Consider the following 16,028-nt stretch of genomic DNA (forward strand, 5'->3'; position numbering starts at 1 on the left):
ACGTGCTTGCTCAAACGACTGGCAAGTACAGCCAATATACGCTATCTAATGGAGTATGCATAAGAAATTTACAAAACGTGGTTTTACGCTCATTGAGTTGCTAATAACCATTCTCGTTCTGGCTATTGTCATGGCAATTGCCATTCCTTCTTTTTACTCTATTATCCAAAATAATTTAACCGTCGCGACAAGCAACGATCTGATGATTTCACTTAATTATGCCCGTTCTGAAGCGATTAAACGCGGAGCGAATGTTTCACTTTGTCCTGCAGCTGATCAAACATTTAGTGGCTGTGGCAACGACTGGAATCAAGGTTGGCTTATTTTTGTGAATCCTAACGCAAATACTAATTACTCTGCTAGCAACAGTGCGCAAGTATTATTACGCACGCAAAGCTTTTCTGGCGCAACTCCAAATATTACGACATCACCAAGTACATCATTAGCTAACTATAATAGTGCTGGATTTGCTGGCACAAATACCAGTAATTTAACCTTTAATATCAGCGCAACAGGTTGTCAGGGACCTTATGCTCGTAGCTTAAATATTTCTATGACCGGACGTGTCACGGTGACCAAGAGCAATTGTCCTTAATGGTAAAGCATTCCTCTTATCGGCCTATTCATTTCTCTTATCTTAACTTCCCTCTTAGGGCATCTTTCTTTTATAAACTATGATTAAGCTAATTCTTTTCTATGGAATGAAACAATGCAACCACTCAGATGTGAGAGTCTATATAAAATAGCTGGCTTCACGTTACTTGAAGTGTTAATCGCGATTGTGGTTTTTTCTATAGGATTGCTTGGTTTAGCTAGCTTACAAGTGATGGGGCTTCGTTTAAATCATGATTCTCTCCTAAGAACCGTTGCAACAATTCAAGCCAATGACATGGCAGACAGAATGCGCACGAATGTTGCAGCAACTTCTTTGGGAGTCACAAGCCCTTATAATAATCCATCAAAAAGTGCAACAGGAAATCCTAATTGCTTAGGCAAGGATTCTTCTGGCAATAATGCAAATGTACAATGCACGGCAGCGCAAATGGCCGCTCATGATTTTTATGAATGGTATGCTAATTTAGGTGGCAGTAGCGCAACCGGCTGGAGTCCAGCAACGCCAGCAGCTCTGCCGTCGGGCACGGGCGTTGTATGTATCGACAGCACTCCCAATGATGGTACGCCTTCCAATCCAGGATGTGATAATGTTGTTGCTATCGCTGGCAAACCTATTTTTGCAATAAAAATATGGTGGGTTGAAAGAGTCGATGCGAATAGCCCTGGCACAACACATCGATATGTGATGAGTTTTTCATTATGAAAATGAATATGATGCAAAAATGTAATCAAGGTTTTTCGCTTATCGAAGCATTGATAGCGATTACCCTAAGTTTGTTGTTATTGGCTGGCGTATTGCAAATATTTCTCAATAATAAAAATAGTTACAACTTAGGCAGCGGCTTTTCACAGCTGCAAGAAAATGGACGTTTCACAACACAATATTTATCTCGTACCGTACGATTAGCGGGTTATCGAAGTGCTCCGCCTGCCAATACTGCCTTCCCTGCAATGAGCACGATTTTCCCTAGTACCGCTCCCTATGTAACCGGCACGAATAATACCGGCCTTAATGGCAGTGATGCTTTAACAATACGTTACCAAGGAAGCGGAAATGGCGCAGGCACGCCTGATGGCACTATCCGTGATTGCTTAAATTTTGCCATCGATTCTAATGTCGTTGCTTCAAGCACTTTTTCACTAACTGCCAATAGTGAATTACAATGCCAAACTAACAATCCTAGTGCTTCTCCTTCTAATAATACTCAAATATTAATTAACGGAGTTGAGAATTTTCACGTTTTATTTGGCGAGGATCTCAATAATGATAATTCCGCCGATCGTTATGTACCTGCCAATTTTTCTGGTTTAGATATGAGTCGCGTCGTTAGCGTTCGTATTGCATTGCTACTTCGTTCAGATGATCCTATTAGGCCGAATGCAAATGCCATTACTTATAATCTTTTAGGCACTGCTTATACCGCAGCAAATGATAAGTATTTAAGGCAACCCGTGATTTTTACTGTTTTATTAAGAAATCAATTGAGTAAACCTTTTTAGGAGGATGAGAACATGAACATCAACCTTAAACTCCAACAAAAAGGGATGGTTCTTATCGTTGGTCTGATTTTCTTGCTCATCTTGACCATGATAGGTGTGTCTGCGATGAATTCAACCGCACTCAGTGAAAAATTAACACAAAATTTACGTGACAGCACCACCGCTTTTGAAGCATCTGAAGCATCACTCGCAGAAGGTGAATCTTGGCTCACCGCGCAAACAACGCCACCTGTGCCTGTTTCAACTTGTTCCAGTAGTCCTTGCAATGTCTGGCAAGCCAATACCCTAGCTGCACCTTATTCACAATCCAGTAGTTGGTGGCAAACTAATGCAAAATCTTTTTCTGGCACCATTTACGGTGTGGTCGCACAACCTAGATACATCATCGAATATTATGGATTTGTTCCCTATGAATTATCACCCGATGCAGCAGGAAGAGGACAAGGATATTATCTGTATCGTGTTAATGCACGAGGAACCGGCGCAACCGCCAATGCGCAAATCAATTTGCAGTCAATTTATTCAACGCAGTTCAATTAGGTGACTGCCATGAAAAAAGTATTGAATTTTATCATCCTCATTGCACTGAGTGGCTTTTCGGCATTGTCGAATGCCGCTACGCTAAACCTAACCCAAACTCCATTGTTTGCTGCCTCTTTTGTGCCACCTAATATTTTTTTCGAACTCGATGATTCTGGCTCTATGGATTGGGAAATGTCAGTTGGTTCTTATTGGAATTTTTGCGCCTATGATCCCAATGCGACGGGAATATATTCGCTTAATCCTATTTGTGGCTCCTATGGTTCAGATGATGGCTTGATCAGAAGTTATGCTAATGGGAACTATCGTTCTTTTACCTATATGTATGCTAATAATGATAATCTTTATTCAGATAGTTGCAGTTCCGATACCTATAATGCAATCGAAGCCTGTTCCAGCGCTGGCACTAAAGAATGGCGGGTTTATTCCGTTGACTTAAACTCGATTTATTATGATCCAAGTTCAACTTTTACACCTTGGATTGGACCTTGTTTAAATGTGGGCACCGCGTGTGCTAATGCCAGTTTCACTGCTGCTCGTAGTAATCCTGATCAAAGTCAATCAGGTTATACTGCCACACGAAATTTATCAGGAAGCGTTTATGAAGTATGGATTGATGATCGTGGTTTTGATCCTGCTGATCAGCGCCCTCTTCGTGCACTGAGTGTGAATGCCACCGCTACACCTAATGGCATTATTGATTTATGGGATAGTCACGTACGCGTTCAGCTAAACTCCAGTAACGCACAAGTTTATTCTATCACCTATAACCCCAATGCGCTTGGTCTTAATGCAACCCAAACACTCAAAGCAACCTTATCAAGTTCTACCGCATGTTATAACGTGTTAGGAAATAAAGATCTTGTTACTCAAGTCTTTAACGGCAGTTTAGCTTACACCAGCACAGGACAGCCAGGTTGTCGAACGCTCGCTGATGCGCAAACTAATTTTGCCAATTGGTATCAATATAATCGTCGTCGATCATTTGTTGCTAAAAATGCCATTGGTAGTGTGATTAATCGCTTTGGCAGTTATCGATATGGACTGAATGTGATTAATAATAGTCTTTTTATTCAAATGCCAAGCAACACTGACTATGCTACGCAAAATCAGAATCTGGTCAATTCACTCTATGGCTTTACTTGGCAAGCTTTAGGAACGCCATTGCGTACAGGATTAGCAAGAGCTGGCCAATATTATAATGGTACGCTTTCGAATACAACGAGCCCGATTATTTACCCTTGTCAACAAAACTTTACAATATTAGTGACTGACGGTTTTTGGAATGACACAACAGGCCCTAGCTATGTCGGCGATAGTGACAGGGATGGTATATCACAAACGCTTGCTGATGTGGCACGCTATTATTACATCACGGATTTAAGCTCATTAGCCAATCAAGTCCTGCCAACCGCTACCGATCCAGCAACATACCAACATATGGTTACTTTTACGATTGGTTTTAATATTAATGGACTCTTGGTTGATACCGATGGTGATGGTTGGCCAAATCCACCTTTGGCAGTTAATGGTAATTGGGGGAATCCTTTTAATAGTGATGCTGAAAAAGTTGATGACTTATGGCATGCAGCCTTTAATAGTAAAGGTTCCTATCTGAGTGCCCAAAGTGCTGCTTCCATTTCAACAGCACTAAGCAACGTCTTTGCAACCATTACTGCGCGTAGCTCCTCTGCTGCGCCGGCGGCACAAAATTCAACCTTACTTAATTCAAGTTCCCAAGTATTCCAAGCTCTCTTTAATACCAATAATTGGACTGGCGATCTACTCGCCTATAATATTGGTGTTAATAATCAATTAGCGACGACGCCAAGCTGGAGTGCTTCATGTGCTCTTACAGGTGGTACTTGTAACCAGACTTCGAGTACTACGACCGGTATTGCAGCGAATAATCGAGTCATCATCACTCGAAACTGGACTGGCGCAAATAATGGTATTGCTTTTCGCTGGCCAAGTAATTATACAAGTTATAAAGTCAGTAATGCTTTACCCACTAATTTGGCGAATTTTTTAAGTCAAGCGCCATACCCTGCCAATACAACAACGACTTCGCAAATCAGTGCAAATCAGGCTTACGGCCAACAATTACTCAATTACTTAAGAGGCGAACGTACGCAAGAAACACAATACGGTGGTAGTTATTCTTTCAGAGATCGTACTAGCATTTTAGGGGACATTGTTGATTCCGCACCTATTTACGTGGGGCCTCCTAGTCGCACTTATCCGGATAGCATGGAAACGGCTCCCTATAGTAGCTTTGTTTCATCCTACCGAACACGATTACCGTTAGTGTATGTCGGTGCTAACGATGGCATGCTTCATGCTTTCTCGGCAACGGATGGGGCAGAAAAAATGTCCTATATCAGTGGAAATTCGCAAATTTTTCGAAACTTACCCTATCTTAGCATTACTCCTTATCAACATGTGTATTTTAATGATGGCTCTCCCATTGATGCCGATGTTTTTTATAATAGTGCATGGCATACCATTATTGCCTCTGGATTAGGCAATGGTGGCCAATCACTTTATGCATTAGATGTGACCAATCCCAATAATTTTACCGAAGCAAATGCCGCTAGTATTTACTTATTTGAATTTAGTGATGTGAACGACCCCGATTTTGGTTATGTGCAAGGCCAACCCGTTATTGCCAAAGTAAGAACTGGTTTGAATCAAAGTAAGTGGGCCATTATTGTCAATAACGGGTACAACAGTACTGTCGCCGATGGTAATGCCAGCACTACCGGTAGAGCAGCCTTGTTCATCTTATTTATTGAACAAGGAGCAAATGGTGCCTGGGTTGCGGATCAGAGTTATATCAAAATTCCTGTCGGCCCCACCAATCTAACTACCCCGAATGGACTTAGCACACCTTATGCGGTCGATGTTGATGGTGATTATATTGTTGATTATGTTTATGCCGGTGATCTGAAAGGGAATATGTGGAAATTTGATTTAAGAAACACCACCCCGACTAATTGGAAAAACAATGCAACCTTACTTTTTACCGCGAGTAATACCACAGCCGGAGATCAACCGATTACAGCCCCGCCTGTTGTCGGTGCACATCCTAATGGACTCAATTATGGTGTCATGGTCTATTTTGGCACAGGGAAATACCTCGAGCTTGCTGATAATACGACCTCTAATCAAAGTACTCAAAGTTTCTATGGTATTTGGGATAAATTACAAGGTGCAACCGTTGCAAAAAGTGGCTTAGTTCAACAACAGATTCTGGCTGAAGTCACTTCCAATTCCAATACTTATCGTGTTGTTTCAAGTAATGCACTCAATTGGAGTACCAACCTGGGTTGGTATCTCAATTTATATGTTAATAGCTCAAACAACGGAGAACGACAAATCAGCCAACCCATTTTGCGCAATGGCAATGTTATTTTTACCACGATGGCTCCCTCAAGCAACCCTTGTGATTATGGTGGCAGTAGCTGGCTGATGGAAATCGATGCCGCAACTGGGGGAGCGCCTTTGTTTTCACCTTTTGATACGAATAATGATGGCACATTCAGCCAACAAGATTATTTGACAGTGACGATTTCGGGCCAAACACTCACAGTAAAAGCAGCGGGTGTGAAATCTGCATCTGGTATTACGGGAACACCAACCGTTCTAGTCAGTAGCGATAAAACAAAAGAAGTCAAAGTCACTAGTGGCTCGCAAGGATTGAGCACGGTAATTGAAAATCCGGGAAACAATTCAGGGCGACAAAATTGGCGCCAAATTTACTAGAGCCTCATAAGGAGCGATGAATGAAAACAATCATTTTCTTACTAGGTATGAGTCTTTGTTTGGGCTTGCTTCCTCTTACCAGCAACGCCACTCCCGAAACACCGACGGGCACTGGCACTATCATGTCATTTAGTATAGAAGAGAAGAAAGTCATGATTGGGCAAAAGGAATATGGCCTCGCTGACAGGTTGCAAATTCAAACCAAACACCACATTGCTGCAGGAGAAAATGCAATAAAGGCAGGTCAACAAATAGAATTTTGGACTGATAGTAATAGTCATTTAAAAATTATGAGCAGCACACCAGGCTCTGATGGTAAACCTGAACAATTACCAGTTATTAAGCGTATCAGAATTTTATCTGATGTCACCATGAACTATTAACTGCAAAAGGAAGTAAGATGCGCAATTTTCGTTATTCAAAAGGATTTTCTTTAATGGAGCTGATGGTTGCTGTCGTTATCGTTGGCATACTTGCGGCCATTGCTTACCCAGCTTATACCGATTATATCAATCGCACACGTCGTGCAGATGGCAAAGCTGCCTTATTAAACATGGCAATTTACATGGAGCATTACTACACCGAAAATAATAGTTATACCGGAGCAACCGTAACAGGAATTGGTTTAACCAATGCTTCTTCGCAAGAAGGCTATTACACTTTAAGCATTAGTGCCTTAACCGGCACTTCTTACACCTTAACAGCGACACCAACCGGTGCGCAAGCAGCCGATAGTTGTGGTGCGCTTACGTTAACAAATACCAATGTGAAAGGGCCGAACTCAGACTGCTGGCAACGTTAAAGGAACGCCCCTTTTTGGCCAATTTTGAACGAAAAAGGTATCTCAAAATGCTCACATACCTGATGTATGCTGCGCTTTCTCGACATCTTTTTCGTTCAAACTTGTCTAAAAAATGGACGCTCCTGATAATTGAGGTAGTACGCGGTTAGGTTTCAACCAAATCTTCTATTTTAAAATGATTGGTAATTTTCACTTCGCGCAGTTCACGTGGCATCGCAAAAGAAACATTTTCTTCAATCCCTTTGACTTCTTCTATTGCTGCCACTTCTAAATGTTGTTCCAAAGAATCAATCACCGCTTTTACTAGCACATCAGGTGCTGAAGCGCCTGCGGTAATACCAATGGAATTAACACCTTCAAACCAATCCCATTCAATCATTTCTGGTTTATCTAATAAATAAGCTGGCGTCCCTAATTGTTCAGATAATTCTCGCAAACGATTGGAATTAGAACTGTTAACTGAGCCAACCACTAAAACAACATCCGCTTTTTCTGCCAATACCTTCACGGCATCTTGACGATTTTGTGTTGCATAACAGATATCATCTCTTCTTGGGCCTTGAATCATCGGAAATTTTACTTTCAAGGCATTAATGATTTGCTGCGTATCCTCAACCGAAAGGGTTGTTTGAGTCATATAAGAAAGATGTTCAGGATTTTTAACGATTAAGGCATCAACATCTTTTAAATCTTCAACTAAATAAATGGCACCTTCTGGGTTTTTGTATTGTCCTAAGGTGCCTTCTACTTCGGCATGTCCTGCATGGCCAATCAAAATACATTCATGTCCTTTTTTACTTTGACGGACTACTTCCATGTGAACTTTAGTGACTAGGGGACAAGTCGCATCAAGAACCATGGTAAAACCGCGTTTTTGTGCTTCTTCACGAACTTGTTGTGATACGCCATGTGCACTAAAAATAACCGTGCTACCTTCTGGGATATTATCAAGCTCATCAACAAAAATAGCGCCTCTTGATTTCAAACTATCTACCACAAAACGATTATGCACCACCTCATGCCTTACATAGATGGGAGCACCAAATTTCTCCAATGCCGCTTCTACAATATCGATAGCACGCTCAACGCCTGCGCAAAAGCCTCTTGGATTCGCTAAATAGATAGTAATTGGTTCTGAATTTAACAACATAATCAATCCTAGCTCTGTGTTTCTTTAGAAAAAATTAACGAGAATATCGTCATCACTGCGCCAATCGTAATAAAACAATCTGCTAAATTAAATGTATACCAATGCCAATTTTTGAAATAGAAGTCGATAAAATCAATAACATGCCCATAGAAAATACGGTCACAAATATTTCCTAAAGCACCTCCTAAAATCATGGCTAAGGCCAGTCTATTCCATTTTTGCTCACGTGGCGTTTGTGCTAACCAAATAGCAATGATGGTGCTAATAAACAAAGTAAAAGAAATTAACAACCATTTCCCCAATGCGGCTTGTTGGCTAAACAAGCTAAAAGCAATACCGGTATTGTAAGTCAATGTCAGTGAAAATGAAGGAATTAGAGAAACGAATTCCCCAAATGCAATATGATTGACAACCCACCATTTGCTTAATTGATCTAACAATAAAAGAAGTCCGCTTAGACCAAACCATGGGTAAACTGAATTTTTTGCTGTGATATTGATTGCATCCGTTTTAAGCATAGTGTCTTATTTCTCCTGTGCTTTCTTGCGTGATATTTTCAACACAACGACCACAAATTTCCGGGAATTCAGTTGATTGGTTAACATCTTCACGATGATGCCAACAACGCACACATTTTTCATGCTCACTCAATTTCACCCAAACCCACAAATCTTCGCTTTCGGTTTGAGTCGCTAATTCTGATTTTTCCTGCAGCGGTTTAACCACCGCATCGGAGGTAATCAGAATAAAACGTAACTCATCCTTTAATGATTGCAGTTTTGTCAAAAGCTCACCTTGAGCATAAAGAAAGACTTCGGCATCAAGAGGCGCCCCTATTTTGCCGGCTGCTCGCTGCGCTTCTAACGCTTTATTGACTTGATCGCGCACAAACATAATGCTGTGCCAAAAATCATTATCCATGGCATGCGGCTTCGCAAGTCTTGGCATATCTTCGCGCCACTGTGTCAAGAAAACCGATGCTTCATCCGCATCAGGAAGCACTTCCCATATTTCTTCGGCCGTAAAACTTAAAATGGGCGCTAACCAACGTGTTAAACAATGTGCCAAATAATACATCGCGGTTTGTGCAGAACGTCTGGGTAATCCATGGCGCTTGGTCGTGTATTGTCTATCTTTGATAACATCTAAATAGAAACTACCCAACTCAACGACACAAAAGTTATGCACCTTTTGATAAATCAAATGGAATTGGAAGCTATCATAAGCACTGATGATTTCTTGTTGTAGCTGCGCAGCCATATCAATAATCCACGCATCCAAAGCAACTAACTGCTGCGCCTGCACCAGATGTTCTTTCGGTGAAAAACCATCTAAATTGGCGAGTAAGAAACGCATCGTATTGCGGATCCGACGATAAGCATCGGCGGTGCGATTCAATATTTCATCTGATACATGGATTTCGCCTTTATAATCAGTGGCACTGACCCATAGTCTTAAGATATCGGCTCCTAACGTTTTTAATACTTTATCAGGGGCCACGACATTACCGAGAGATTTAGACATCTTTCGCCCTTGCGCATCTACGGTAAAACCGTGTGTGAGCACTGTGCGGTAAGAGGCTTCATTCATCATTGCAACACTGCTAAGTAATGAAGACTGGAACCATCCACGATGTTGATCAGAACCTTCTAGATACAAATCAGCAGGGAATTGTAATTCAGGACGTTTCTTTAGAACGGCCGTATGGCTCACGCCAGAATCAAACCAAACATCTAACGTATCTTGTGATTTTTCATATTGCGCGATATCGCTAAAGGGTAAGGTGTTAATATCTAATTCATGCCAAGCTTCAATACCTTGTTGCTCGATACCCTTGGCAACAATTTCAATAATTTCTTGCATTTGCGGATGTAGTGTACCCGTTTGTTTATGTAATACAAATGGTAAGGGGGTTCCCCATGTTCTTTGTCTTGAAATACACCAATCAGGTCTATCTTGCACCATTAATTGAATACGAGATGCACCCCACTCCGGCACCCATTTTACTTTCTCGATTTCACGTATTGCATTTTGACGCAATCCCTTGGCTTGCATGCTTATAAACCATTGCGCTGTTGCACGAAATATCAAAGGTGTTTTATGACGCCAACAATGTGGATAACTATGATTCAATGTGGTTGCATGAAGTAAATTATTTTTTTCTCTTAATACTTCAATGACTTTGTCATTTGCTTTAAAGACGTGCATACCACCAACAATCGGTGTTTCAGCAAAAAAACATCCTCTACTATCAACTTCCGTTTCGATCTTTAAGCCATATTGCATGCTGATTTGATAATCTTCCAAACCATGAGCGGGTGCCGTGTGAACCGCGCCTGTACCTGCATCAACGGTAACATGCTCCCCCACAATAACAGGGACTAAACGATCATAAAATGGATGTTCAAGAGCGTGTTTTTCTAATTGTCGACCTTTAAAGGCTGCTAAGACTTCATAATCTTGGCATTCATATCGAGCCATACAGTTTTCAAGCAAAGCTTCTAAGACGCATATCGCTTCAACATCATTCGCAAACTTGCCCTTTACTAATACATAATCAAGATCAGGGTGTAACGTAACCGCTTGGTTTGCAGGTAAAGTCCAAGGCGTTGTGGTCCAAATCACCAAGGCTGCATTTTTAATAGGCAATGATGATAGATTGAGCGCAGAAGACAATGCCTCTAAATCATGAATTCGAAAACAAACATCGATTGCAGGTGAGGTTTTATTTTGGTATTCCACTTCTGCTTCTGCTAATGCAGAACCGCATTGCGTACACCAATGGACCGGTTTCGCTCCACGCTGAAGGTGACCTTGTTTTAAAATATCTCCGATAGAACGAACAATATCTGCTTCATAAGCAAAATCCATTGTCTTATACGGGTTATCCCAATCTGCTAAAATACCTAAGCGAATAAATGAAGCTTTTTGCAAAGCAATTTGTGATTCCGCATATTCACGACATTTTTCACGAAAAACTTTAGGCGGGACATCAACATTGGCAAGACCAATCTTTTTTTCTACATTGACTTCGATTGGCAAGCCATGGCAATCCCATCCTGGAACTAATGGTGCATCATAACCGCTTAGCATTTTGGATTTGACAACCATATCTTTCAAGATAGTGGTAACCGCATGTCCAATATGAATATCACCATTCGCATACGGAGGGCCAAGATGTAAAATATATTTTTTTCGTCCTTTACTTTTTTCTCGTGCTAACCGATACCAATCCATGCTTTGCCATTTTGCTAAACGTTCTGGTTCTTTTTGTGGCAAATTTGCCTTCATCGGAAAAGCCGTCGTTGGTAAATTTAAAGTGTTTTTATAATCGGTTTTCATCATTTCTTAACTCTACTTAGAAAAGGTTAAATCGCTAAAAAAAGTTCTCGCAGAATTTACATCCTCTGCAATTTGTTTTGTTAAAGCATGAATATCTGCAAAACGGATTTCATCACGAATCTTTTGCAAAAATTCGACGGTAATCCGTTTGCCATAAAGATCTCCTGAGAAATCTAAAATATGCGCCTCTAGAAAATAATTCTTTCCGTCTAAGGTCGGGCGGGTTCCAACGTTAGTCACTGCCTGATACCATTTATCTTCTATCAAGACCTTAGTGACAAAAACGCCTTTAAACGCTAAATCATGGGGTTTCATTTTCAGATTAGCCGTGGGATAACCCAGTGTTCTGGCCAAACGTGAACCACTCACCACTCGTTGACTTACCTGGTAATTTCGACCCAGCTGCTCTTCAACTGCTATTAAATCACCTTTTAATAACAACTCTCTTACCCGCGTGCTACTAATTTTAGCCATATTATTTTGACTAATTTTAATCGCATCGACAGAAAAGCCTCTTTCATTGCCCATTTGCTGTAACAAGGCAACATCGCCTTGTTGTTGAAACCCGAAACGAAAATCCTCACCTACCATTAAATGTTTCACATTTAATCCAGCAATTAAACAGGTTTCCACAAATTCTTTGGGTGTCATCGCAGAAAATGCTTTATTAAAGCGCAAACAAACAACCTGATCGACGCCCCATTCTTTTAACAGCAAAAACTTCTGCCGAAAGCTCATTAATCGCAATAAATTGCTATTTGGCCGAAAACACATTTGTGGCATGGGTTCAAAAGTAATGACGGTTGCTAAAGAATTGCTTTGCTTGGCATATTTAACAACATTTTGAATCAACTGTTGATGCCCTTTATGTAATCCATCAAAGTTACCAATCGTTGCTACGCTTGGCTGTTTTGTTGTTGGTTTTGTTTTTCGAATTAGATTAACTTTCATATCCCACACTTTGTAATCGCAAATGACCAATGCGAAGTCCCATCAGGAATAAACTTGCAAAATAAATCAGCGCTGCGGCCCCCATCAACATTAACAAATTGATTGCGCGCGTCGATGCTGACCAATCTAACCACTGCGCCATTTCAGGCACGAGCCACCATAACATTGCCCCCATCATCGTGTTGGCAAAAATTAAACGTCCGGCAAAACTTAACCAACCATTTAAGGGGATGTAGATTTTTTTCTGTAATAATGCAAAGAGTAAAATGAGTACGTTGATGATGGAAGACAATGTGGATGCCAACGCAAGGCCTGCATGGGCTAGAGGGCCTATCAATAATGCATTAAAAACAACATTGGCTGCCATTGCAACAATAGCAACCTTAACGGGGAATTTGGTATTTTGACGAGCATAAAAAGCCGACACCAGTACCTTAACCGCTAAGAAACAGACAAGCCCTAAAGAAAGTGCCATTAAACTACGAGCAGCCATCATGGCATCATGCCCACTAAAACGACCATATTGAAAGAGAGTTGCCAACATGGGTCCTGCCATCATCGTGAGCCCAATTGTCGCCGGAACACCTATTAGTAAAATCCAACGCAAAGCCCAATCCATACTTGCAGAAAATCCGCGATGGCTGTTACGTGCATATTCTTCTGACAAATGCGGTAGCACAACCGTTGCTAATGCTACACCAAAAATACCAATTGGAAACTCTAGCAACCTATCGGAGTAATACAGCCAGGTTAAACTCCCAACAGGCAAGAAGGAGGCAAAAATAGTGTCGACTAATAAGTTAATTTGCATCACAGAAGCGCCAATTAATGCTGGCACCATTAAACGCAGAATCCGCCTGACGCCAGGATCTTGCCAATCCCATTGTGGTGAGGGTAACAATGCTAATTTTGCTAAGAATGGGATCTGAAAGCAAAGCTGCGATATGCCTGCTAATAATACGCCCCAAGCAAGCGCTTCTACCGGTTCTTGAAAATAAGGGCTTAAGATCCATGCCGCTAAGATCAAACTGACATTCAGCAGGACGGGGGTAAATGCTGGCATCGCAAATTGCCGATAAGTGTTTTGAATACCCGCCGCAAAAGCGGTTAAAGAAATTAATAAAATATAAGGGAAGGTTAATTGCAATAGATAACAGGCTAATCCAAAACGACTATCTTCCACACTAAAACCTGGCGCAAATAATCGGATAAGCCAAGGGGCTCCTACCACCCCCAAAAAAGAAACCACGAGCAATACGATACCCAGGGCTGCAAATACTTTATTCACAAGCTGCTTTACACCGTCATGATCCTGACGAGTACGATATTCACTTAAAACAGGAACAAATGCTTGTGAAAAGGCACCTTCGGCAAACAGTCGCCTCATAAAATTGGGAATCTTAAATGCCAATAAAAAAGCATCAATGCCTGCACCTGCGCCAAACATATGTGCAATCACCATATCACGAATAAACCCAACGATACGCGACAAAAAAGTCATTATACTCACTAATGTTGTCGATTTGAGTAGTTGATTTGCCATAGTGCCTTACGCTCGATTGTTGACATCCCGGACTAAAATAGGGATTATTGCAAATTTTACTTCGTCTGTAACGAAAAGTAGGAGCATTTCCTTTGGCTAATACAAAACAAGCTGCAAAACGCGCCCGCCAAGCTGAAAAACATCGGGTTGGTAATAAATGGCAAGTTTCCAGAATGAATACTCACATCAAACGCGTCATTGCGGTTATTGAAGAGAAGAAGAAACCAGAAGCCCAAACAGAATACAAACAAGCGGCCTCAGCGATTGATCGCATGGTTAACAAGGGGTTGGTACATAAAAATAAAGCTGCTCGTCTTAAAAGCCGCTTAAATAAGCGTCTAGCTGCTCTAGCTTAAGCTTTTGCTCTCCTGGCGATGCTATTGCAGCGCCAGGCAACCTTCCTGCTTAAAATACCTCAGCCAACTCTTCTGCCATCATCACCATTTTATTTTCTTGAAGAAATTGCATGGCTTTTTCACATAGGGCGGGGACACCTGATTTATTCAATGCAGATACTGCATAGATAGGTGCATCGATTGAAAGCTTTTCGCAAATCTGTTGTATATGCTTGTTCGCTTCTTCTTCTGTAAAACAATCGATTTTATTAAAGACTAACCAACGTGGCTTATTTGCAAGCTCTTCACTGAAAGCCGCTAATTCTTTTTCAATTGCCAAAATATTGTCCGCAGGACAAGAACCATCCATTGGTAAGATATCAACTAAGTGTAATAGCAAGGTTGTGCGAGAAAGGTGTTTTAAAAATTGAATCCCTAGCCCTTTTCCTTGTGAGGCGCCCGGAACCAAACCTGGGATGTCCGCAATGACAAAACGCCGTTCTGCTGATAAGGAAACAATCCCTAATTGTGGATATAACGTTGTAAAAGGGTAATCCGCTACTTTAGGGCGAGCTAAAGAAACTGCTCGGATAAAAGTCGATTTGCCAGCATTGGGCAATCCTAGCAAGCCTACCTGAGCCAATAATTTTAATTCTAATTGCAACTCTCGGTTTTCACCGGGTTTGCCAGGTGTAGTATAACGAGGGGCTCGATTGGTTGGGCTTTTAAAATTAACATTACCAAGACCACGACTTCCCCCTTTAGCCACCAACATGCGTTTTCCATGCGTGACTAAATCGCCTAATATTTCTTGGGTATCTGCTTCTTTGACAACGGTACCAACGGGTACTTTAATGATGCAATCGTCACCATCTGCACCACGGCACTGGCGCTTTGCGCCATTTTCACCATGTTCGGCTTGAAACTGTGTTTTATAGCGAAAATCCACTAGGGTATTCAGGCCAAGATCGGCTTCCAAATAGACACTGCCGCCTTTGCCACCATCGCCACCATCGGGTCCACCAAACGCAGCACATCTTTCTCGGCGAAAGCTACCAGAGCCATCTCCACCATTACCTGCCCGAACCTTGATGAATGCTTCGTCGATAAACTTCACAATGAAATCCTCAAAAAAACAAAAACCCCTAAAATAGTCAGTGACTATAGGGGTTCTTGTTATTAATTTACTACACGCTTACTGAGCGGCAGTTTCTTCGTCTCGTTGTGGCACAATATTGACCACTTTATGCTGCATTTTGCCTTTGATAGCAAATTGCACGAAACCAGAAACTTTCGCATACAACGTATCGTCTTTGCCGATGCCGACAAACACACCGGGATGAAACTTCGTTCCACGTTGGCGCACAATAATGCTGCCAGCATGAACCCATTCACCACCATAGGCTTTGATTCCTAGATATTGCGGGTTGGAGTCACGGCCATTTCGTGTACTACCACCCGCTTTCTTATGTGCCATACGTCACC

The 16,028-nt window shown here is 41.5% G+C and carries 14 protein-coding genes and 1 pseudogene; 8 read left to right on the plus strand and 7 right to left on the minus strand.

From position 1 onward, the window contains the following. Positions 1 to 55 precede the first annotated feature (55 nt). From HT99x_RS13720 to HT99x_RS13750, 7 genes are all read left to right on the plus strand, one after another. Positions 56 to 595 (plus strand): GspH/FimT family pseudopilin, encoded by a 540-nt coding sequence (locus HT99x_RS13720; RefSeq protein ID WP_075065363.1) that lies wholly within the window; start codon positions 56 to 58, stop codon positions 593 to 595. 114 nt (positions 596 to 709) lie between these two features. Continuing rightward, complete coding sequence (gene pilV / locus HT99x_RS13725; protein ID WP_075065362.1) at positions 710 to 1,318, plus strand: type IV pilus modification protein PilV; 609 nt, start codon at positions 710 to 712, stop codon at positions 1,316 to 1,318. Then, on the plus strand, positions 1,315 to 2,115 hold the full coding sequence (locus HT99x_RS13730) for a PilW family protein (RefSeq protein ID WP_259566788.1): 801 nt from the start codon (positions 1,315 to 1,317) through the stop codon (positions 2,113 to 2,115). The genes pilV and HT99x_RS13730 overlap by 4 nt, the downstream gene beginning before the upstream one ends. Before the next feature lie 12 nt (positions 2,116 to 2,127). Beyond that, positions 2,128 to 2,655, plus strand: a complete 528-nt coding sequence (locus HT99x_RS13735) for a PilX N-terminal domain-containing pilus assembly protein (protein WP_075065360.1) — start codon at positions 2,128 to 2,130, stop codon at positions 2,653 to 2,655. A 9-nt stretch (positions 2,656 to 2,664) separates the two neighbouring features. Then, the gene (locus HT99x_RS13740; RefSeq protein ID WP_075065359.1) at positions 2,665 to 6,420 is read left to right on the plus strand and encodes a pilus assembly protein; all 3,756 of its coding nucleotides are present in this window, start codon (positions 2,665 to 2,667) and stop codon (positions 6,418 to 6,420) included. A gap of 20 nt (positions 6,421 to 6,440) precedes the next feature. Beyond that, positions 6,441 to 6,803 carry a hypothetical protein gene (locus HT99x_RS13745; RefSeq protein WP_075065358.1) on the plus strand — a complete coding sequence of 121 codons (363 nt, stop codon included), beginning with the start codon at positions 6,441 to 6,443 and terminating at the stop codon, positions 6,801 to 6,803. A 17-nt stretch (positions 6,804 to 6,820) separates the two neighbouring features. Further along, positions 6,821 to 7,222 (plus strand): type IV pilin protein, encoded by a 402-nt coding sequence (locus HT99x_RS13750; protein ID WP_075065357.1) that lies wholly within the window; start codon positions 6,821 to 6,823, stop codon positions 7,220 to 7,222. Positions 7,223 to 7,367: 145 nt separating this feature from the next. Here the strand turns inward: HT99x_RS13750 and ispH are convergent, their stop codons facing one another. The 5 genes from ispH to murJ are packed head-to-tail and all read right to left on the minus strand — an operon-like array spanning position 7,368 to position 14,208. Continuing rightward, entirely contained in the window at positions 7,368 to 8,351 is a 984-nt protein-coding gene (gene ispH / locus HT99x_RS13755) for a 4-hydroxy-3-methylbut-2-enyl diphosphate reductase (protein ID WP_075065524.1), read from the minus strand. A 29-nt stretch (positions 8,352 to 8,380) separates the two neighbouring features. After that, a complete protein-coding gene (gene lspA / locus HT99x_RS13760; RefSeq protein ID WP_075065356.1) occupies positions 8,381 to 8,890 on the minus strand; it encodes a signal peptidase II in 510 nt (169 codons plus the stop codon). Further along, positions 8,883 to 11,717, minus strand: coding sequence for an isoleucine--tRNA ligase (gene ileS / locus HT99x_RS13765; protein ID WP_445971438.1), 2,835 nt, complete (start codon positions 11,715 to 11,717; stop codon positions 8,883 to 8,885). The genes lspA and ileS overlap by 8 nt, the downstream gene beginning before the upstream one ends. Positions 11,718 to 11,726: 9 nt before the next feature. Beyond that, positions 11,727 to 12,665, minus strand: a complete 939-nt coding sequence (locus tag HT99x_RS13770) for a bifunctional riboflavin kinase/FAD synthetase (RefSeq protein WP_075065355.1) — start codon at positions 12,663 to 12,665, stop codon at positions 11,727 to 11,729. Further along, complete coding sequence (gene murJ, locus HT99x_RS13775; RefSeq protein WP_075065354.1) at positions 12,655 to 14,208, minus strand: murein biosynthesis integral membrane protein MurJ; 1,554 nt, start codon at positions 14,206 to 14,208, stop codon at positions 12,655 to 12,657. Before murJ ends, HT99x_RS13770 begins: the two co-directional genes overlap by 11 nt. 92 nt (positions 14,209 to 14,300) lie before the next feature. Here murJ and rpsT point away from each other — a divergent pair, with 92 nt between their 5' ends. Then, positions 14,301 to 14,564 (plus strand): 30S ribosomal protein S20, encoded by a 264-nt coding sequence (gene rpsT, locus HT99x_RS13780; RefSeq protein ID WP_075065353.1) that lies wholly within the window; start codon positions 14,301 to 14,303, stop codon positions 14,562 to 14,564. Positions 14,565 to 14,631: 67 nt separating this feature from the next. Here the strand turns inward: rpsT and cgtA are convergent. Beyond that, positions 14,632 to 15,660 (minus strand): annotated as a pseudogene (gene cgtA, locus HT99x_RS13785) (Obg family GTPase CgtA); the annotation flags it as partial. 78 nt (positions 15,661 to 15,738) lie between these two features. Continuing rightward, positions 15,739 to 16,020 carry a 50S ribosomal protein L27 gene (rpmA, locus tag HT99x_RS13790; protein ID WP_075065351.1) on the minus strand — a complete coding sequence of 94 codons (282 nt, stop codon included), beginning with the start codon at positions 16,018 to 16,020 and terminating at the stop codon, positions 15,739 to 15,741. Between the last annotated feature and the right edge of the window lie 8 nt (positions 16,021 to 16,028).

Source organism: Candidatus Berkiella aquae, from assembly GCF_001431295.2.
Lineage (GTDB): Bacteria > Pseudomonadota > Gammaproteobacteria > Berkiellales > Berkiellaceae > Berkiella > Berkiella aquae.